The organism is Nonomuraea sp. NPDC050202, assembly GCF_040656115.1.
Lineage (GTDB): Bacteria > Actinomycetota > Actinomycetes > Streptosporangiales > Streptosporangiaceae > Nonomuraea.
In genome coordinates this window covers 536999-555698 of record NZ_JBFALF010000001.1, presented here as the reverse complement: position 1 = coordinate 555698, position 18700 = coordinate 536999, and the positions used below count along the sequence as shown (strand labels likewise).

The window sequence follows — 18700 nt, the reverse complement described above, 5'->3', positions numbered from 1 at the left end:
GGTACAGACCACTTGGCAGTCACTGACGACGGAGAACGTACCCGACGTAGGAGAACAGAACGAGAACGGCGACTCCAAGTCGCGCCAAGTTCGTGTACTCCTCCGGGTAGATCACGCCCTCGATGTAGTGGTCGATGAAGCCGCTGGTGGGTAACCCCTCCTGACCCGCGCTGTGGCGCGCCCAGTCCTCGGCGAGGGTGAGAGGGCACTCGACGCCGGTCACGACCGAGAGCACGCCCCAGGCGGCGACGGCGAGGTGCGCCCAGATCGTACGCCGCCAGCGCCACGCGAGGAACCCGCCCACGGCCATGTAGACGAGAAAGGCGAAGTGCACCACCATCGCGGCGTCCGCGAGGAGGCGATACATCATGGTTCGACGGTAGCCGCCTTCCAGGCGTCCACGATGCCGTGACCGTAGAATCCGTTGTCGGCCTGGGTGCCCTCGCACTCTTGCGTCTCGGTCTGCCCGAAGACCTTGTACACGTACTTGCGGGGCGTGGGGCAGGCCTTCTGCGCGGCGGTCTTGTACAGGAGCTGCTCGACCGTGGCCGGGGCCAGGTCGAGCCCGCCCTTGCCGGGCTTGCCGAAGCGGCTGACGAGGATCGCCGCGACGCCGGCGGCGTGCGGCGAGGCCATGGAGGTGCCTTCGAGGTACTGGTAGTAGGAGCAGGTGCCGCCGGTGCAGTCCTTGACGACGTCGGCGCCCTTGGGCTCGCCCTTGGCGTCGATGCGGCCGGCGGCGCGCAGCACGCGCTCGGGCGCGGCCGCCAGGATCGACCGGGTGGCCTGGGTGCCCTGCCCGTCGAGCACGTCGCCGCCGGGCGCCGACAGGTCCGTCTGCTCGTTGCCGTAGTCGCTGTAGACGGCCTTGCGGCCGGACGGGCCGAGGGCGGAGACGGAGATGACGCCGTTGGACTCGGCGGGCACGTTGATGCAGGAGTTGTCGACCTGCCGCTCCTTCTCGTCGCCCTTCGGGTAGCCGGGGCTCTGCTTGTCGACCTGGGGGCGGCCGAGGTCGGTGGAGCCGTTGCCGAGGGCGGAGACCAGCGTGACGCCGCGCTGGCGGGCGTAGTCGAGGGCGCGCTGCATGCCGGTGATGATGCCCTGCTGTTCGAGCTGCTGCTTCCTGGTGTCGGACTTGTTGCTCGCGCAGTTGAACAGCCAGGGGTCGACGAAGTAGCTCATGTTCACGACGTCCACGCCGATGTCGCCGGCGTAGGTGAGGGCGTCGAGGCTGGGCTTGAGGAAGAAGAAGCCGGAGTCCTGGCCGGCCCTGAGGTTCACGATCTGCACGCCAGGGGCGACGCCGGCGATGCCCAGGCCGTTCAGCGGGGAGGCGATGGTGCTGGCGACGTGGGTGCCGTGGCCGTCGTCGTCCACGTCCACGGCGTCCTTGCAGCCGGACGCCTCGCACGGGCCGTCGAGCGTCTCGCCGTACTCGTCCTTGGGCTTGTCGGTGACGAAGTTGCGGCTGAGCTCGCGGTTGAAGTTGGGGGCGATGTCGGGGTGCTTGCCGTCCACGCCGGTGTCGATGACGCCGACGAGCACCTGCCGGGTGCCGGGCGCCTTGGCGTGGGCGCGGTCGGCGCCGATCATGCGCATGTCCCACTGGCGGCCGGCGAGCGGCTCGCCCTTGGTCTTGGTGAACGCCTTCTCGTCGGGGAACGCGGCCCTGCGGGCGGCTGCCTCCGTGGCGGGGCGGGCGGCGGCCTCCGTGGCGGGGCGGGAGGTGGCGTAGCCGATGCGGCGGTCCGGGGAGACGCCGGCGATGGCCGGGTCCGCGCCCACGACCTCCTCGAACCCGGAGCCCGAGCCGGCGGCCATGAGGTAGCCGAGCCTGGTGTCGGCGGAGACCGTGGTGCCGCCGGCGCGTTCGACGGCGGCCTCGGCCTGGCGTTGCTTGCCGAAGTCGTAGAAGACGAGGAATTCGGCCTGCGGGGTGGCGGCCTCGCGGGACGAGGCCGGCGTGCAGGCGCCGAGCGCGACCACGGCGGCCAGCGCCGTCAAGCCCGAGGCGACCCGCCGCATTCTTCCCCCATCCGCCGACTTGCCGCAGAACCTGAATCTTCCCGACAGTAATCCCCTGATGCAACTTAGTGGTGAAATTTCGGTCGAATACGACGAAGCGGACCTCCATCGGAGGTCCGCTCCGTCCCTGGCCAGGGCCGCCGCGCCGGGCCCGCGCCGCTCCTGGCCCGCGTCCCGGTCAGGCCCTCGCAGTGGTGCGCCGGCCGCGCCGTTCAGCGGGCCGGATCGAGCGTGACGCCGCCCGAGATGACCCCGCGCGACATCGGCCGCCGCAGGAACTCGTGCGGGAAGCCCAGGTCCACCTCACTGGCCTCGGCGAGCGTGGCGATCTGCGCGCCGGTGAAGCGCACGTCGAGCGCGCCCAGGTTGTCCTCGAGCTGGGCGAGCGTCCGGGCGCCGACGATGGGCGCCGTCACGCCGGGCTCCAGCAGCGTCCAGGCCAGCGCCACCTGCGACGGCGTCGCGCCCAGCTCGTCCGCCACCCGCTTGACCACCTCGGCGATGCCGAGCGAGCGCTCGGTGAGGGAGCCGTTGGCCGCCGCCACGTTCTTGCGGGTGCCCGACGGGTCGGCGGAGATCTCGTGGGACAGGTCGGCCCGGGTGTACTTGCCGGTGAGCACGCCGCTGCCCAGCGGCGACCAGGGGATGACCCCGAGGCCCAGCTCGCGGCCCATGGGGATCAGGTCGCGCTCCCCCGTCCGCTCGATCAGGCTGTACTCGATCTGCAGGGCGATCAGCGGCGACCAGCCGCGCAGGTCGGCGATGGCCTGCATGCGCGACACCTGCCAGGCGGGCGTGTCGGAGATGCCGACGTAGAGCACCTTGCCCATCCTGACGAGGTCGTCCATGGCGCGCAGGATCTCCTCCACAGGGGTGGTGAAGTCCCAGGCGTGCAGGTAGAGCAGGTCGAGGTGGTCGGTGCCGAGGCGGCGCAGGCTGGCCTCGACGGTCTGGACCATGCTCTTGCGGTGGTTGCCGCCCGAGTTCGGGTCACCCTGGCGCCTGGCCATGCTGTACTTCGTGGCCAGCACGAGCTGCTCGCGCCGCCCGGCCGCGAACTCGCCGACCAGGGTCTCGGCGGTGCCGTTGGTGTACTGGCTGGCGGTGTCGATGAAGTTGCCGCCGCGCTCCACGTAGGCGTCGAAGATGCGGCGGGACTCCTCCTTGTCCGAGCCCCAGCCCCAGTCGGTCCCGAACGTCATCGTGCCCAGCGACAGCGGCGAGACCCGCAGCCCGGAACGGCCCAGCAAGCGGTAGGTGTCAAGAGTCGTCATGCGTCCAAGCGTGCTCGGGGCGCGAGCCATGGGTAAGGGAAGGCTCTTCCTGGGATCGGCCGTCCCAGGCAGCGCCCGCGACGGACGCGCGGCGGGTACGCGGCTCCGGGCAGTGCGCGGCCGGGACGGGCCCGCGGCCGTAAGATCGAGGCGATGAGCACCGTCGACCAGACCCGCGAGCTCGCGGCCTTCCTGCGGACGCGCCGCGAGCGGCTGCGCCCCGGCGACGTCGAGCTGCCGGCGCGCCGCGCCCACCGCCGCACGCCGGGGCTGCGCAGGGAAGAGGTCGCGGAGCTGGCCGGCGTCAGCGTCGACTACGTGATCCGGCTGGAGCAGGGGCGCGGGTTGCGGCCCTCACCCGAGGTGCTGGAGGCGCTGGCCGCGGCGCTGCGGCTGAGCGAGGACGAGCGGCTCTACCTGTTCGACCTGGCCCGGCAGCGGCCGACCAGCAGGCCCGAGCGCGAGGGCCCGGCCGGCGACGAGGCCGGGCCGCTGTCCCGGCTGGTCCTGGACCTGTCGCCGCTGCCGGCCATGGTGGTCAACCACCGCTTCGACATCATCGCGTGGAACCCGGAGATGGCCGGCCTGATGCTCGACTTCGGCAGCCTGCCGCCGAGGCAGCGCAACAGCCTGTGGTTGTGCATGCTGCACCCGGGCCTGGACCACTTCTTCCGCGACAGGGAGCGCGCGGTGCGCGAGGGCATCGCCGACCTGCGGGCCTCCTGGGCGGCCCATCCCGACGACAAGCGCCTGGCGGACCTGGTCGAGGAGCTGACCTCGGGCAACGAGGAGTTCGCCCGGTTGTGGGCGATGCGCGACGTGCGGGTCAACGCCAGGGGGCAGAAGCGGCTGCGGCACGCCACGGAAGGGCCGCTGACGGTCGAGTACGAGGTGCTGGCCCCGCTGCAGGCGCCCGGGCAGCGGCTGATCATCTACCGGGCCGCCGACCCGGACTCGCAGCGCGTGCTCGACGCCGTCGCGCGGGCCTGCTGACCCCCTCGGCCGGGCCGTGACCACGCGGACGGCCCAGGACGCGCACGTGACGGCGCCCGGCCCCGTGCGGGTTCAGCGGGCGTTTCCCTGGAGGCCCTCGGCCACGTGCGGCGGGTGGGGTGACGTCGGCTTGCCGTAAAGGACGGTGGCCGTGAAACGACAACGGCCCGGCTGTGGAAGCCGGGCCGTGCAGCCGTCAGACGAGCGGACGAGCAGTGGGCAGGATCGGGTACGGGAGCGCCGTGTCGCCGGTCAGGAAGCGGTCGACGCCGGAGGCGGCGGCGCGCCCCTCCGCGATCGCCCACACGATGAGCGACTGACCGCGCCCCATGTCGCCCGCCACGAAGACGCCGTCCACCTTGGACATGTACGTCTTGTCGCGCGCCACGTTCCCCCTGGCGTCGTAGAAGCCGTCGCCGCCGGCCTCGGCCAGGTCCTGCAGCAGCGCGCCCTTCTCCGGCCCGACGAAGCCCATGGACAGCGTGACCAGCTCGGCCGGGATCTCCCGCTCGGTGCCCGGGATCGGCTTGAAGCCGTTCTGCGGCCCCTCGACCTCGACCAGCCGCAGCGCCCGCACGTTGCCGTCGGCGTCGCCGACGAACTCGGTGGTGGAGACGGCGTACACGCGCTGCCCGCCGCCGTCCTCCAGCTCCTCGTGGGCGCTCTCCATCTTGAACAGGATGGGGAACGTCGGCCACGGCTGGCTGCCGGGGCGGCTGCGCGGCGGCTGCGGCATGATCTCGAGCTGGGTGACGGACGCGGCGCCCTGCCGGATCGCGGTGCCGATGCAGTCGGCACCGGTGTCGCCGCCGCCGATGACGACGACGTGCTTGCCCTCGGCCGAGATGGGCGAGACCGCGAAGTCGCCCTCCTGGACCTTGTTGGACAGCGGCAGGTACTCCATCGCCTGGTAGATGCCCTTGAGCTCGCGCCCGGCCACCGGCAGGTCGCGCCACTGGGTGGCGCCGCCGGACAGCACCACGGCGTCGAACTGCTCGCGCAGCTCGGCGGCCGTGATGTCGACGCCGACGTTCACGCCGGTGCGGAACTCGGTGCCTTCGGCCCGCATCTGCTCCAGGCGGCGCTCGATGTGCCGCTTCTCCATCTTGAACTCGGGGATGCCGTAGCGCAGCAGCCCGCCGGCGCGGTCGGCCCGCTCGAACACGACCACGTCGTGGCCGGCCCGGGTGAGCTGCTGGGCGGCGGCGAGCCCGGCGGGGCCCGAGCCGACGACCGCGACCTTCTTGCCGGTCTTGACGGCCGGCGGCTGCGGGGTCACCCAGCCCTCGGCGAACGCCCGGTCGATGATCTCGACCTCGACCCGCTTGATCGCCACGGGGTCGGAGTTGATGCCGAGCACGCACGCCGCCTCACACGGAGCCGGGCAGAGCCTGCCGGTGAACTCCGGGAAGTTGTTGGTGGCGTGCAGCCGCTCGATCGCCTCGCGCCAGTCGGTGCGGTAGACCAGGTCGTTCCACTCGGGGATGAGGTTCCCGAGCGGGCAGCCGTTGTGGCAGAACGGGATGCCGCAGTCCATGCAGCGGGCCGCCTGCTTGGTCAGCTTCTCCTGCGAGAAGTCCTGGTAGACCTCGCGCCAGTCGCTGATGCGGACGTCCACGGGGCGGCGCGCCGGCAGCTCCCGGTCGTGCGTGAGAAAACCCTTCGGGTCAGCCATTCGGTACGCCTCCCTTATCCCTTAACCGCGGCCGCCATGACGGCCTCGTCGATGTCCCTGCCTTCGATGCGGGCGGCCTCGGCGGCCTCCAGCACCCTCTTGTAGTCGGTCGGCATGATCTTGCCGAACCTGGCGAGCGCCTCGTCCCAGTCGGCCAGCAGCGCCTTGGCGACCGGCGAGCCGGTCTCCGCGAAGTGCTTCTCGACCGTCTCCTTGAGGAACTCGGTGTCCTGCTCGGTGAGCGCCTCGATGGCGACCATCTCGCGGTTGACCCGCTCGGGCTTGAGGTCCAGCAGGTACGCGATGCCGCCCGACATGCCGGCCGCGAAGTTGCGCCCGGTCTGGCCGAGCACCACGACCTTGCCGCCGGTCATGTACTCGCAGCCGTGGTCGCCCACGCCCTCCACGACCGCCGTGGCGCCGGAGTTGCGCACGCAGAACCGCTCGCCCACGACGCCGCGGACGAACACCTCGCCGGACGTGGCGCCGTACAGGGCGACGTTGCCGGCGATGATGTGGCCGTCGAGCGGGGCCTCGTCGTGCGGCCGGAGGGTGATCCGCCCGCCGGACAGGCCCTTGCCGAGGTAGTCGTTGGCGTCGCCGGCCAGCCGGAGCGTGACCCCGCGCGGCACGAACGCGCCGAACGAGTTGCCCGCCGAGCCGGTGAACGAGATGTCGATCGTGTTGTCGGGCAGGCCCTTGCCACCGTGCCGCTTGGTGACCTGGTAGCCGAGCATGGTGCCGACCGTGCGGTTCACGTTGCGGATGGGCAGCTCCAGCGTGACCGGGGTGCCGTCGTCGATGGCGCCCTCGGCGAGCTGGATGAGCGTGTTGTCCAGCGCGTGCTGCAGCCCGTGGTCCTGCTCGACCGTGCGGCGCAGCGGGGTGCCCGCGGGCAGCTCCGGCTGGTGCAGGATCGGCGACAGGTCCAGGCCGCTGGCCTTCCAGTGGTCCTCGGCCGCCGTCATGTCGAGCATCTCGGCGTGCCCGATCGCCTCGTCGAGCGAGCGGAAGCCCAGCTCGGCGAGGTACTCGCGGATCTCCTCGGCGATGAACTCGAAGAAGTTCACCACGAACTCGGGCTTGCCGGTGAAGCGCTTGCGCAGCTCGGGGTTCTGCGTGGCCACGCCCACCGGGCAGGTGTCGAGGTGGCAGACGCGCATCATGACGCAGCCGGAGACGACCAGCGGAGCGGTGGCGAAGCCGTACTCCTCGGCGCCCAGCAGCGCGGCGATGACGACGTCGCGGCCGGTCTTGAGCTGGCCGTCCACCTGGACGACGATGCGGTCGCGCAGGTCGTTCAGCAGCAGCGTCTGCTGGGTCTCGGCCAGGCCGAGCTCCCACGGGGCGCCCGCGTGCTTGAGCGACGTCAGCGGCGAGGCGCCGGTGCCGCCGTCATGCCCGGAGATGAGCACCACGTCGGCGTGCGCCTTCGACACGCCGGCGGCGACCGTGCCGACGCCGACCTCGGCGACCAGCTTCACGTGGACCCTGGCCTCCGGGTTGGAGTTCTTCAGGTCGTGGATGAGCTGGGCCAGGTCCTCGATCGAGTAGATGTCGTGGTGCGGCGGCGGCGAGATGAGGCCGACGCCGGGCGTGGAGTGCCTGGTCTTGGCGATCCACGGGTAGACCTTGTGGCCGGGGAGCTGGCCGCCCTCGCCGGGCTTGGCGCCTTGGGCCATCTTGATCTGCAGGTCGTCGGCGTTGACCAGGTACTCGGAGGTGACGCCGAACCGGCCGGAGGCCACCTGCTTGATCGCCGACCTGCGGGCCGGGTCGTACAGGCGCTCGGGGTCCTCGCCGCCCTCGCCGGTGTTGGACTTGCCGCCGAGCTGGTTCATCGCGATGGCGAGCGTCTCGTGCGCCTCCATCGAGATGGAGCCGTACGACATCGCGCCCGTGGAGAACCGCTTGACGATCTCCGAGACGGGCTCGACCTCCTCGATGGGGATCGGGTTGCCCTTGCGCAGCTTGAACAGGCCACGCAGGGTCATCAGCCGCTCCGCCTGGGAGTCCACGAGGTTCGTGTACTCCTTGAAGATCTCGTAGCGGCGGGTCCTGGTGGCGTGCTGCAGCTTGAAGACGGTCTCGGGGTTGAACAGGTGCGGCTCGCCCTCGCGCCGCCACTGGTACTCGCCGCCGACCTGGAGCCTGCGGTGGGCGTTCTCCACGCGCGGGTAGGCGTGGCGGTGGCGCTGCGCGACCTCCTCGGCCAGCACGTCGAAGCCAACGCCGCCGAGGCGGGAGGTGGTGCCGGTGAAGCAGGAGTCGATGACCTCCTGGCTCAGGCCGAGCGCCTCGAAGATCTGCGCGCCGGTGTAGGAGGCGACCGTGGACACGCCCATCTTGGACATGACCTTGATGACGCCCTTGCCGTACGCCTTGATCAGGTTGCGGACGGCCTTGTGCTTGTCCATCTGCAGCGCACCGGCGTCGACCAGGTCCTCGATCGTCTCGATCGCGAGGTACGGGTTGATCGCCGCGGCGCCGTAGCCGATCAGCAGCGCCATGTGGTGGCACTCGCGCGCCTCGCCGGTCTCGATGACCAGGCCGATCTTGGTGCGCGTCTTCTCCTGGATCAGGTGGTGGTGCACCGCGCCCGTCAGCAGCAGCGACGGGATCGGCGCGAGCGCGTCGGAGGAGCCGCGGTCGGACAGCACGATGATGCGCGCGCCGTCGGCGATCGCCTGGGACGCCTCGGCCCTGATCTCCTCCAGCCGCCGCAGCAGCGCCTGGCCGCCGCCGGCGACCTCGTACAGGCCGCTGATGACGTACGGGTGGAAGCCCGGCAGGTCGTGCTCGTCGTTGATGTGGATGATCTTGGCGAGCTCGTCGTTGTCGATCACCGGGTACGGCAGCACGAGCTGGCGGCAGGAGCTCGGCCCCGGGTCCAGCAGGTTGCCCTCGGGCCCGAGGGTGCTGGCCAGGGAGGTGACCAGCTCCTCGCGGATGGCGTCCAGCGGCGGGTTCGTGACCTGCGCGAACAGCTGCGTGAAGTAGTCGAACAGCAGGCGCGGCTTCTCGCTCAGCACGGCGACGGGCGTGTCGGTGCCCATGGAGCCGATCGGCTCGATGCCGGTCTTGGCCATCGGCGACAGGATGATGCGCAGCTCTTCCTCGGTGTAGCCGAAGGTCTGCTGCCGCTTGACGAGCGCCTCGTGGGTGGGGATCTCGCGCTGCCGCGCGGGCAGCTCCTCGAAGCGGACGAGACCGGCGTGCAGCCAGTCGGAGTACGGGAGCTCGGCGGCGAGCTCGGCCTTGATCTCGTCGTCCTCGATGATCTTGCCGCGGGCGGTGTCGATGAGGAACATGCGGCCCGGCTGCAGGCGGCCCTTGCGGACCACGTCCTCGGGCTTGATGTCCAGCACGCCGGCCTCGGAGGCCAGCACGACCAGGCCGTCGGCGGTCACCCAGAAGCGCCCGGGGCGCAGGCCGTTGCGGTCGAGCACGGCGCCGGCCAGGGTGCCGTCGGTGAACGTGATCGAGGCGGGGCCGTCCCAGGCCTCCATCATCGTGGAGTGGAACTCGTAGAAGGCCCGGCGCGCCGGGTCCATCTCGGTGTGGTTCTCCCACGCCTCGGGGATCATCATCAGGACGGCGTGCGGCAGGCTCCGGCCGCCGATGTGCAGCAGCTCCAGGGCCTCGTCGAAGCTGGCGGTGTCGCTGCCATCCGGGTCACAGATAGGGAAAAGTCGCGAAATATCGCCCGGAATGTGGGCGGAGGCCAGCATCGCCTCGCGGGCCCGCATCCAGTTGCGGTTGCCCTTGACCGTGTTGATCTCGCCGTTGTGGGCGATGTACCGGTACGGGTGGGCCAGCGGCCAGCTCGGGAACGTGTTGGTGGAGAAGCGCGAGTGCACCAGCGCGATCGCGGTCTCGTAACGCTCGTCGCTCAGGTCGGGGAAGAACGGCTCGACCTGGTCGGGCGTGAGCATGCCCTTGTAGACGACCGTCCGGGACGACAGCGAGGGGAAGTACACGTCGGCCTCGTGCTCGGCCCGCTTGCGCAGGCAGAACGCGAGCCGGTCCAGCTCCAGCCCCGTGCGCCCCTCGGGGTCGGACACGAAGAGCTGGGCGAAGTGCGGCATGACCGCCCGGGCGCTCGGCCCCGGCAGGTCCCGGTCGACCGGCGTCTCGCGCCAGCCGAGCACGGTCAGGCCCTCCTCGGCGGCGATCTCCTCGATCAGGCGCACGGCCGTGGCCCTGGCCTCGCCGTCGAACGGCAGGAAGGCGATGCCGGTGGCGTACGCACCGGCCTCGGGCAGCGTGAACGGCACGACCGCCCGGTAGAACCCATCGGGGATCTGCGTCAGGATCCCGGCTCCGTCGCCGGTGTCCGGCTCGCTACCCTTGGCCCCCCGATGATCAAGATTGCACAGCGCCGTCAGCGCCTTGACCACGATGCCGTGATCACGGCGCCCGGCGACGTCGGAAACCATGGCGACACCGCAGGCATCGTGCTCGTTGGCGGGGTGGTACAGGCCCTGGGGCTCGGGGAACCCGAGGTGGGCAGCAGGCATTGAATCCCTCCCGTCGTCTTCGTCTGTCTAGAACTGCTTCACAGGCGAGGGACGACGTTGGCCCTGCTGCATATCGTGGGTAGAGGTTACCTCACCCTGCCGGAATGGTGCCCGCCGCGTCCGCATTACGAACTTTCGCGCCCATCTCGACATCCGAACTCCCTATCCCAAACCCTGAGCCTGGCCGCCGAAATTCCCGGCCGATGCGGCGATTTCCGCCAGGGGGAGCGAGTGCCCGCGAGCCGATAGGGTTTGGGTCATGGAGCGTGACGGGGTCGAGCGCCTGCTCACCGAGGCCGGGGCCGACAGCAGGCGGCTGAGGCACGCCCTCGCCCTCGTGTGCGACGGCCAGTGGTGGACCCTGGCGGATCTGGTCAGGGATACGGCCACGTCCCGGCGCACGGTCGAGGCCCTGCTGCGCGAGCTGGTGCTAGAGCGCGACGGCGACCGCTTCCGCGTCCCGCTCGCCGACACGCCCGCCTACCAGGATCTCATCGCCGTCGCCCCGCCCCCCGAGGACCCGGTGGCCCACCTGCTGCCGCACTACGCCCCCGCCCTCGACCGGCTCACCACCCTCATCGCCAAGGCCCCGCGCGCCCGCCACGTGCTCGACCACGTCTCGGCCACGCCGGAGACGGTGCTGCGCCGGGCGCTGCTGCTGGGGGCCCGCTTCTGGCTGCCGGGTGCGCGCCTGCTCTGCGTGGGCGACCACGACCTGACCTCGCTGGCGGTCAAGCTCGTGCATCCCCAAACGGACGTGACCGTGGTCGACGTCGACGAGCGCATCCTGGCCTACATCGACGAGCAGCGGCTGGGCGTCCGCACCCGCTGGGCCGACCTGCGCCTCGGCCTTCCCCCGTCGGCCAGGGACCACGACCTGGCCCTCACCGACCCGCCGTACACGCCGGAGGGCACGGGCCTGTTCGTGGCGCGCGCCGTCGAAGGGCTGAAGGACGGGGGGCGGGTGCTGCTGGCGTACGGGGCCAGCGAGCGCACGCCGCTGCTGGCCTTCAAGGTGCAGCAGGAACTGTCGGAGCTCAACCTCACGTACGAAGCGATCTACCCCGACTTCAACCGATATTTCGGGGCAGAAGCCATCGGCTCCGCCGCCGACCTGTACATCCTCCGCCCCACCACCAAGACCCGCCCGGCCGTCCAGTCCCGCCTGAGCCGCCAGGCCACCGCCATCTACACCCAGGGCCCGCAGGCCGTGGAGAGCGCCGCGAGGCCCCAGCCGGGGGATTCCCGGGGTGAGGCCGCCACGGCACCGCCTGAGACCGCGAAGGCCCAGGTCAAGGGTGCGGAGGCGGTGTCAGCGTCCTCGGCGGCTCAGGCGCGCGTCACGGACGCGGACGCGGCCCTCTCCGCGCTGGCCGGGTTCGAGGCCGAGCTTCTGGTGGGCGACTGGCCCAAGTCCCTGACCCAGCCTCGGGTCAAGCTCTCGACCTGGCTCGCCAAACCGTACGCCGCCGCGCCCGCCCGGGTGGCCGTGGCCGTCCCGGCCGGCCTGGAGTCCGCACTCCCCCGCCTCCTGCTGGCCTGCCGCGCGGCTCAGGTCCGTGTCGTGGGCCCGGGGCTCGCGCCGCGCCTGCCCGCGGCGCTGGCGCCCGTGTACGCGCTCGACGCGGCCGGCGAGGGCGTACTGGACGTCGTACGCCTGCCGCAGCCCGAGGGCGACGCCGACACGGTGCTGCGCCGGATCATGGACAACGGGCACGCCAAACTGGCCAACACGTGGCGCGAGGCCCTCATCGCGCTGGCCAGGGCGCAGGGCACGACGCTGACCAAGAACGAGGCCCGCGCCCTGATCCGGGAGGCGGCCGACTGGTCCGACGACCTGACCCCGCTGGAGGCCCCCCTCCACCGCCTGTCCGCCCTCCGGGACGCGGTCGCCACCACGGTCAATGCCTTGACCGGCACCACCTCCTGAGGCAAGCACTTCACACCAGCCACCGGCGTCACCTCACCCGCCCGTGGATCACCATGGCCCCATGAGGCCCAAGAGCATCATGTGCACCGATGCGGCTCCGTGGCTCTATGAGGCACAAGAGCACCACTGAGTCGGGCCACCCAACGCTCCGGTGCGAGGAGTCCACGGCCGGATCACGCCGCACGTACCGCCGGGCCGGGGCGGGCTCAGACGGCGGCTCAGATGGCGGCGATGATGCGGCCCTGGACCACGCGGCCGAGGCCGTCGAGGGCGACGAGAGCCGTGACCAGCTCCTGTGCGGGGGCCGTGACCACGTCCTGGGCGGGGGCCGTGCCGCCGACCCAGCTCACCGTCACGTAGTGCCCCATCGCGCGAGCCTGCGCCCGGCTGCCGGCGGCCTCGAACGCGATGTCCTGCCGTACGAACCCGTCCTTGCGCAGCGCCGCCACCAGCGCGTCGGCGGCGCGCCCGTCGCCGAGGTTGAAGATGACGAACTGGCCCGCCATGGCCCCGCCCTGGTACGTGGCCTGGAGCGCCTGCGTGCACCCGGGGGCCGTGGCACCCCAGAGGGCCTCGTCGCAGTCGGTGAACTCGCGGGTGGCGACCAGGCTCATCTTGCCCAGGGTCTTGCCGTCCTGGGTGAAGACCTCCTGGAGGGTCAGCGGGGCGGCGTCGTTCTGGCGGGTGTCGATGGCGGTGTAGAAGGCGGAGGTGGGCTCGGCGTGGAAGGTGGCGGGGCGGGGCTGCTCGCGCCCCAGCCACAACCATCCGCCGACGCCGACGGCCGCTGCGACGACGATGACGGCGGCGATGACGAGGAGCCGGGACTTCGAGCGGTGGCTGCGCTCCTCTTCCCACGGGTCGCCTGGCGGCGGCTCCGGTACCGAGGCGGGGCCGCGAGGAGGCGTGTCCCGCTCCGAGGCCGGGCCGCCGGAAGGTCTGCTCTGTGCCGAAGCGGGGTCGTCGGAGGGGGTTGCCCCGGTGCTGGTCCGTGCCATCAGGAGGCCGATCCCGTGATCGCGACGACGCGGCGGTAGACGGCCTTCTCCGCCCCGCGCAGGGCCAGGGTGAGGGAGACGAAGTCGTCCTTGGTGGTGGGGTCCGCGCCGTCCACCTTGCCGATCCACACCAGCCCGACGTAGTGGCCCAGCGCGTAGCCGCCCGCCTCGGAGTAGCCGCCTGCGGGGAAGGACGCCTTGGCGGAGGTCAGCGGAAGTGCCCAGCCGCCGCGGTAAAGGGTCTTCAACGATTCGACCAGGGCGGCGGCCGACGTGCCGTCCTTGAGGTTGAGTAGCGTGTACTGGCCGACGTACCGGCCGTCGGAGCTGGCGTACAGGCCGCGGGCGGCCTGGGTGCATCCTGCGTCCGAGACCCGTTCGAGGAGGGTGGCGCCCCACAGCGCGGCCGAGCAGTCGGCGTCGAGCTGTTTGGCGACGAGCTTGAGCTTGAGCTTCTTGGTGACGGCGAGCTCGCCCTCGCTGAACACCTCCTTCTCGGTCAGCGCCTTCCCGTCCTTGGCCCGTTCACCGAGGGGTTCGAACAGCTTCGGCGAGCCCCACCCGTGGAAGACCTGGGGCACGGCCGTGTCGGGGCCGAGCACGGTGGCGCTGGCCTGCTGTTCGGGCGAGTACGTGCCCAGGCTGGTGATGGCCACCACCAGGCCCGTCCCGCCTGCCAGCACGGCTACGACCGTGGCGATGATGACCATCAGCCGCTGCTGCTCCGGGCGGAAACCCCAGTCGGTGAGCAGCGGGAACTGCCAGTCCGAGCGAGGAGTACGGCGCCGCTTCCGGGACGTCACCACGGTCGGCTCGGCTCCGTCACCCCTCCCGGCCCCATCGCCCTCTCCGGCCTCATGACCCCGCCCAGTCTCCTGGCCTCGTCCGGTCTCCTGCTGGCCGCGTCCGGTCTCCTGCTGGCCGCGTCCGGTCTTATCACGGCCTCGCCGGGTCGCACGGCTCCGTTCGGTCTCATGGCCTTGTGCGGCCTCATCGCCCCACATGGCCGCGTCAGCACCTGTGGGCCCGTCGGCCTCAGCACCCCCGTCGGTGGTCCGGCGACGATCGTTCCCCGAGCGTCCGCCGGTCGGGGCCTTCCTCGCCGGCCGCACGTGGGGCAGGTCTCTCGGCGGCCAGGTGCCGTCAGCCTGGGACCAGGTGCCGTCGGCCTCCCCCGCCGGGGAGACGCCGCCGCCGTTCGTGCCCGTGGCCGGCCAACCGCTGCTGTCCGCGTCAGTGGCCTGCCGGTCGCCGCTGACCGGCTCCGCGGATCGCGAGCCGCGTGAGCGGGCCGCCCTCCGGCCGCTGCGGGTCCCCGCCGACCGCCTGCCACCCTCCGCGTCGGCTCCGGACCGTCCGCTGTCGGTTGCGTGCCAGCCACCGCCGTCCGTACCACCCGCGGCATGGCCGCCGCCGGGAGCACCCGCCACGGGCCAACCGCCACCATCCGTACCACCCGCGGCGTGACCGCCGCCGGGAGCACCCGCCACGGGCCAACCGCCACCATCCGTACCACCCGCGGCATGGCCGCCGCTGGGAGCACCGGCTAGGGGCCAACCGGTGGCATCGGTGCCGCTCGCTCCCCTGTTACCGGGGGCCACGGGCCACCCGCCGGCGTCAGTGCCGGACGAACGCCGGCCGTGGCCGTCCGTCTCCGGCGCTGCCCGGCCGCCGCCTGTGGCCTGCCGACCGGCTTCCCCGCCTGTGCCCTGCCAGCCGCCGCCGGCCCAACTTCCGCCGGCCCAGCCGCTGCTGTCCGTGCCACCAGCGGCCCAGCCGCCACCATTCGCGCCGGCAGCGGCAGAACCGCGACCAGCCGCCCAGCCGCCACCGTCCGTGCCGGGGGCTCGCCGGTCGCCGCCGTCAGCGGCAGGCCAGCCGTCGGCGGCCGGGGGCTGGAAGCCGTAGCCGTCAGCGCCCGGGGCGTGGGCGTCGGGGGCCGGGGTGGCGCGGGTGCCTCGGGTGCGGCCCGAGCGGTCGCCGTTCGACCGCCCGCCGCCGGAGCCGGACGGGCCTCTGCGACGAGCCATCACAGCCCCGCCGCGCCGATCAGGTTGCCGAGGGCGAACGTGACGCCCGCCGCCACGCCGCCCACCACGAGCTGGCGTAGCCCTGAGTACCACCAGCTCCGCGCCGTCACGGCGGAGACCAGCGCCCCCGCCGCGAACAGCGCCACGCACGAGAGCACCGCCGAGACCTCCAGCCCCTGGACCCCGAACAGGTACGGCATCAGCGGCAGCACCGCCCCCACCGCGAACGACAGGAACGACGAGACCGCGGCCACCATCGGCGACGGCAACTCCCCTGGGACGACGCCCAGCTCGTTGCGCGAGTGGACCTCCAGGGCCCGCTCGGGGTGCGCGGAGATCTGCCTGGCCACCTCGGCGGCCAGGTCGGGAGTCACGCCCTTGTCGACGAAGGTCTGGGCCAGCTCCGCCCGCTCCTCGTCGGGGTGGCGGGCCAGCTCGCGCCGCTCGACGGCGATCTCGGCCTGGGCCAGCTCGCGCTGGCTGGCCACCGAGACGTACTCCCCGCCCGCCATGGACAGCGCCCCGGCGGCCAGCCCGGCGACGCCGCCGAGCGCGATCACTCTGGTGTTGGCGGTGCCACCCGCGACTCCCGCGATGAGCGCGAAGTTCGACACCAGGCCGTCCATCGCGCCGAACACCGAGGGCCGCAACCAGCCTCCGGTGACGTCGCGATGTTGGTGGTGGATCTCCGCGCGACCGTTCATCGCGAGTTCTTCTCCTTCGTCACGGGCTCGGCGTCGGGAAGCTTCGCCCGGTCCTCGTCGTCATCGTCGGTGTCGCCGGCGGCCGCCGGAGGCGTGTCGCCCGCGGTTCCCGCCTTCGCCGGAGTCTCCTCGGCGGTCGCCTCCACCTTCGGAGCCTCGTCAGCGGACACGCCGGCCTCCGGGGCCTCCGGGGCCTCGTCGGCCCGGGCCTCGGCGTCAGGCGCGGAAGCCTGGCTCTTCGGCTCCTCGGCCTCCCCCTTCTCCGGCGTGCCGGCCGTGGAGGACTCACCCGCCGAGGACTCACCCGTGGAGGACTCACCTGTGGAGGACTCGTCCGCAGAGGACTCGCCCGTGCCGGGATCCGCCTGGCCGGAGGCGTGGGCCGGGTCGGCGGACTCCGCGCCGGGCTCGTAGTGCGCCGACGGCGGGACGACGATCTCCTCGCCCGTCTTGTTCCTGGTCGCCCAGAAGTACACCACCGCGCCGATGAACAGCACGATCGAGGTCCACTGATTGATCCGCAGCCCGAGGAACTCCACCGCGTGGTCCACGCCGCCCACCGGGTCGATGCGCAGCCCCTCGATCCAGAAGCGGCCGAGCGTGTAACCGGCGACGTACAGGGCGAACAGCCGCCCGTGGTGCAGCGCGAGGCGGCGGCCCAGGTAGATGAGCACGAAGCCGAGCGCGACGTCCCACAGCGACTCGTACAGGAACGTCGGGTGGTAGAGGACGCCGGGCTCGCCGCCGTGGTCGACGTCGATCTCCAGGCCCCACGGCAGCGTGGTCGGCGAGCCGTACAGCTCCTGGTTGAACCAGTTTCCCCAGCGGCCGATGGCCTGCGCGAAGGCGATGCCGGGGGCGATCGTGTCGGCCAGGGCCGTCATGGACAGGCCGCGCCTGCGCGCGGCCCACCAGACTCCGACGCCGCCGAGCGCGATCGCGCCCCAGATGCCGAGGCCGCCCTCCCAGATGAACAGGGCCTGGATCGGCTCCTTGATCGCGCGGCTGCCGAAGTAGGTCTGCCAGTCGGTGATGACGTGGTAGAGGCGGCCGCCGATCAGGCCGAAGATGACCGCGGGGACCGCGATGTCGATGATCGTCCCCGCCTGGCCGCCGCGGGCGCGCCAGCGGCGCTCGCTCAGCCAGACGGCGACGATGACGCCGAGCACGATGCATAGCGCATAAGCCCGGATCGGGATGATTCCGAGATACCAGACCCCTTGGGAAGGGCTGGGAATCGAGGCAAGGGGCATGTCAGGTGAGGGTAGCGGAAGCGAGCCTACTTAGCCGCCCCCGTAATCTCATCGCGCAGTTGCGCCGGGCTGAACAGTACCTGATTGTCTATTTCTGTGCCGTTCAATTTCACTGTCGGCGTGTGATCGAGCTTCTGCTCCGTGCTGATCTTCTTGCTGTACGCGAGGTGCGCGTCGGCGTTCTTGTTGGACGTGACGCACTGGTCGAAGTCGGGCGAGGTGACCCCGGCCTCCTTGCCCCACTGCTTGAGCTGGTCGACCTTGAAGCCCTCCTCGCTCTCCGAGGGCTGGTTCTTGAAGAGCAGGTCGTGGAAGGCCAGCCACTGCTTGCCGTCGGCGACGCACCGGGCGGCGTTGGACGCGCGCACGGAGTTGGACTTCATCGGGTCCTGGGAGAAGATCGTGATCGGGTGGAAGACGACCTTGGCCTTGCCCTCGGCGGCGAGGTTCTTGAAGGTCTGGCCGCTGACGCGCTCCAGCTCCTTGCAGGCCGGGCACTGGAAGTCCTCGTAGATGTCGACCACCGGCGCGGTGACGCCGGCCTTCGCCATCACGGCGGTGCCGTCGGCCTGCACGGTGATCGGGGCGAGGGCGCCGGTGGCCTCCTCCGAGCGCGAGATGCTGGCGGCGTACCACCAGCCGAGCCCGACCGCGGCCACCGCGACGACGCCCGCGGTCACGTACGTCACCGTCTTGCGGCGCTTCTCGCGTGCCCGTTGCGCGGCCTGCTGCGCCTTGATCTTGTCGCGCGCCGACTGCGACTTCGTCTTCGTACGCTCGCCCTTGCTCATCAGTCGTCCCCCTCGTCGTCATCATGAGTGTCGCCCCCGAGACCGAGGGCCCCGTCGAGCGCGAAGCGGCCCGGCGGGAAACGCGCGGCCCACGCGCCGAGCAGCACGAGGCCGAAATCGCGCAGGATGTCGAGCAGGTAGGTCGGCTCCTGCCCGGCTCCGAGCTGGCCGCCGCCGCCGAAGCAGCCGCAGTCGATCCGCAGGCCCTTCGCCCACGCCCAGCCGATGCCGAACACGAAGGCGAACATGAGCAGCGCGGCGATCACCGCGGCCACCCTGGTCAGCAGACCGACGACCAGCAGCACGCCGACGACGATCTCCAGGATCGGCAGGGCGTAGCCCACCGCGACGGCGATCGACTCCGGCAGCAACTGGTAGGCCTTGACCGCCACGACGGAGTCGGCCGGATTGCCGATCTTGAGCGCACCCGCCGCGATCAGCACCCCGCCCAGAATCAAACGGGCGACGGTCGTCACCCAGGGTATCGCCCATCTCGCCCAAGGT

At 71.6% G+C, this 18700-nt stretch carries 13 protein-coding genes; 2 read left to right on the top strand and 11 right to left on the bottom strand.

Annotation, left to right across the window (positions count from 1 at the left end; genetic code table 11):
- Positions 1 to 19: 19 nt before the first annotated feature.
- The 3 genes from AB0I79_RS02750 to AB0I79_RS02740 all read right to left on the bottom strand — a co-directional run bounded on the left by AB0I79_RS02750 (position 20) and on the right by AB0I79_RS02740 (position 3302).
- Positions 20 to 370, bottom strand: a complete 351-nt coding sequence (locus AB0I79_RS02750) for a DUF2784 domain-containing protein (protein ID WP_357866119.1) — start codon at positions 368 to 370, stop codon at positions 20 to 22.
- A complete protein-coding gene (locus AB0I79_RS02745; RefSeq protein ID WP_357866117.1) occupies positions 367 to 2028 on the bottom strand; it encodes a S8 family serine peptidase in 1662 nt (553 codons plus the stop codon). Before AB0I79_RS02745 ends, AB0I79_RS02750 begins: the two co-directional genes overlap by 4 nt.
- A 212-nt stretch (positions 2029 to 2240) precedes the next feature.
- On the bottom strand, positions 2241 to 3302 hold the full coding sequence (locus AB0I79_RS02740) for an aldo/keto reductase (protein WP_357866116.1): 1062 nt from the start codon (positions 3300 to 3302) through the stop codon (positions 2241 to 2243).
- 153 nt (positions 3303 to 3455) lie between these two features.
- Here AB0I79_RS02740 and AB0I79_RS02735 point away from each other — a divergent pair, with 153 nt between their 5' ends.
- Positions 3456 to 4295 carry a helix-turn-helix transcriptional regulator gene (locus AB0I79_RS02735; protein ID WP_357866114.1) on the top strand — a complete coding sequence of 280 codons (840 nt, stop codon included), beginning with the start codon at positions 3456 to 3458 and terminating at the stop codon, positions 4293 to 4295.
- Positions 4296 to 4491: 196 nt separating this feature from the next.
- On the opposite strand, the gene AB0I79_RS02730 is transcribed toward AB0I79_RS02735, so the two are convergent.
- Entirely contained in the window at positions 4492 to 5970 is a 1479-nt protein-coding gene (locus tag AB0I79_RS02730) for a glutamate synthase subunit beta (RefSeq protein WP_357866112.1), read from the bottom strand.
- A 14-nt stretch (positions 5971 to 5984) separates the two neighbouring features.
- On the bottom strand, positions 5985 to 10490 hold the full coding sequence (gene gltB / locus AB0I79_RS02725) for a glutamate synthase large subunit (protein WP_357866111.1): 4506 nt from the start codon (positions 10488 to 10490) through the stop codon (positions 5985 to 5987).
- A 259-nt stretch (positions 10491 to 10749) separates the two neighbouring features.
- On the opposite strand from gltB, the gene AB0I79_RS02720 reads away from it, so the two are divergent.
- Positions 10750 to 12420, top strand: coding sequence for a bis-aminopropyl spermidine synthase family protein (locus tag AB0I79_RS02720; RefSeq protein ID WP_357866109.1), 1671 nt, complete (start codon positions 10750 to 10752; stop codon positions 12418 to 12420).
- Between the two features lie 218 nt (positions 12421 to 12638).
- On the opposite strand, the gene AB0I79_RS02715 is transcribed toward AB0I79_RS02720, so the two are convergent.
- From AB0I79_RS02715 to AB0I79_RS02690, 6 genes are all read right to left on the bottom strand, one after another.
- Positions 12639 to 13418: a hypothetical protein gene (locus tag AB0I79_RS02715; protein WP_357866107.1), complete on the bottom strand. Its 780-nt coding sequence runs from the start codon at positions 13416 to 13418 to the stop codon at positions 12639 to 12641.
- Positions 13418 to 14224 carry a hypothetical protein gene (locus tag AB0I79_RS02710; protein ID WP_357866105.1) on the bottom strand — a complete coding sequence of 269 codons (807 nt, stop codon included), beginning with the start codon at positions 14222 to 14224 and terminating at the stop codon, positions 13418 to 13420. The genes AB0I79_RS02715 and AB0I79_RS02710 overlap by 1 nt, the downstream gene beginning before the upstream one ends.
- 1223 nt (positions 14225 to 15447) lie before the next feature.
- Positions 15448 to 16152 (bottom strand): VIT1/CCC1 transporter family protein, encoded by a 705-nt coding sequence (locus tag AB0I79_RS02705; protein WP_357866104.1) that lies wholly within the window; start codon positions 16150 to 16152, stop codon positions 15448 to 15450.
- Positions 16149 to 17405 (bottom strand): prolipoprotein diacylglyceryl transferase, encoded by a 1257-nt coding sequence (gene lgt / locus AB0I79_RS02700; protein ID WP_357866102.1) that lies wholly within the window; start codon positions 17403 to 17405, stop codon positions 16149 to 16151. The genes AB0I79_RS02705 and lgt overlap by 4 nt, the downstream gene beginning before the upstream one ends.
- A gap of 26 nt (positions 17406 to 17431) precedes the next feature.
- On the bottom strand, positions 17432 to 18196 hold the full coding sequence (locus AB0I79_RS02695; protein ID WP_357866101.1) for a thioredoxin domain-containing protein: 765 nt from the start codon (positions 18194 to 18196) through the stop codon (positions 17432 to 17434).
- Positions 18196 to 18672 (bottom strand): MauE/DoxX family redox-associated membrane protein, encoded by a 477-nt coding sequence (locus AB0I79_RS02690; RefSeq protein ID WP_357866100.1) that lies wholly within the window; start codon positions 18670 to 18672, stop codon positions 18196 to 18198. The genes AB0I79_RS02695 and AB0I79_RS02690 overlap by 1 nt, the downstream gene beginning before the upstream one ends.
- Between the last annotated feature and the right edge of the window lie 28 nt (positions 18673 to 18700).

Coding starts and splice junctions, on each gene's coding strand:
- AB0I79_RS02715 (WP_357866107.1), bottom strand. CDS start 13,418: ATGGCACGGACCAGCACCGGGGCAACCCCCTCCGACGACCCCGCTTCG.
- AB0I79_RS02720 (WP_357866109.1), top strand. CDS start 10,750: ATGGAGCGTGACGGGGTCGAGCGCCTGCTCACCGAGGCCGGGGCCGAC.
- AB0I79_RS02745 (WP_357866117.1), bottom strand. CDS start 2,028: ATGCGGCGGGTCGCCTCGGGCTTGACGGCGCTGGCCGCCGTGGTCGCG.
- AB0I79_RS02695 (WP_357866101.1), bottom strand. CDS start 18,196: ATGAGCAAGGGCGAGCGTACGAAGACGAAGTCGCAGTCGGCGCGCGAC.
- lgt (WP_357866102.1), bottom strand. CDS start 17,405: ATGCCCCTTGCCTCGATTCCCAGCCCTTCCCAAGGGGTCTGGTATCTC.
- gltB (WP_357866111.1), bottom strand. CDS start 10,490: ATGCCTGCTGCCCACCTCGGGTTCCCCGAGCCCCAGGGCCTGTACCAC.
- AB0I79_RS02750 (WP_357866119.1), bottom strand. CDS start 370: ATGATGTATCGCCTCCTCGCGGACGCCGCGATGGTGGTGCACTTCGCC.
- AB0I79_RS02735 (WP_357866114.1), top strand. CDS start 3,456: ATGAGCACCGTCGACCAGACCCGCGAGCTCGCGGCCTTCCTGCGGACG.
- AB0I79_RS02730 (WP_357866112.1), bottom strand. CDS start 5,970: ATGGCTGACCCGAAGGGTTTTCTCACGCACGACCGGGAGCTGCCGGCG.
- AB0I79_RS02705 (WP_357866104.1), bottom strand. CDS start 16,152: ATGAACGGTCGCGCGGAGATCCACCACCAACATCGCGACGTCACCGGA.
- AB0I79_RS02740 (WP_357866116.1), bottom strand. CDS start 3,302: ATGACGACTCTTGACACCTACCGCTTGCTGGGCCGTTCCGGGCTGCGG.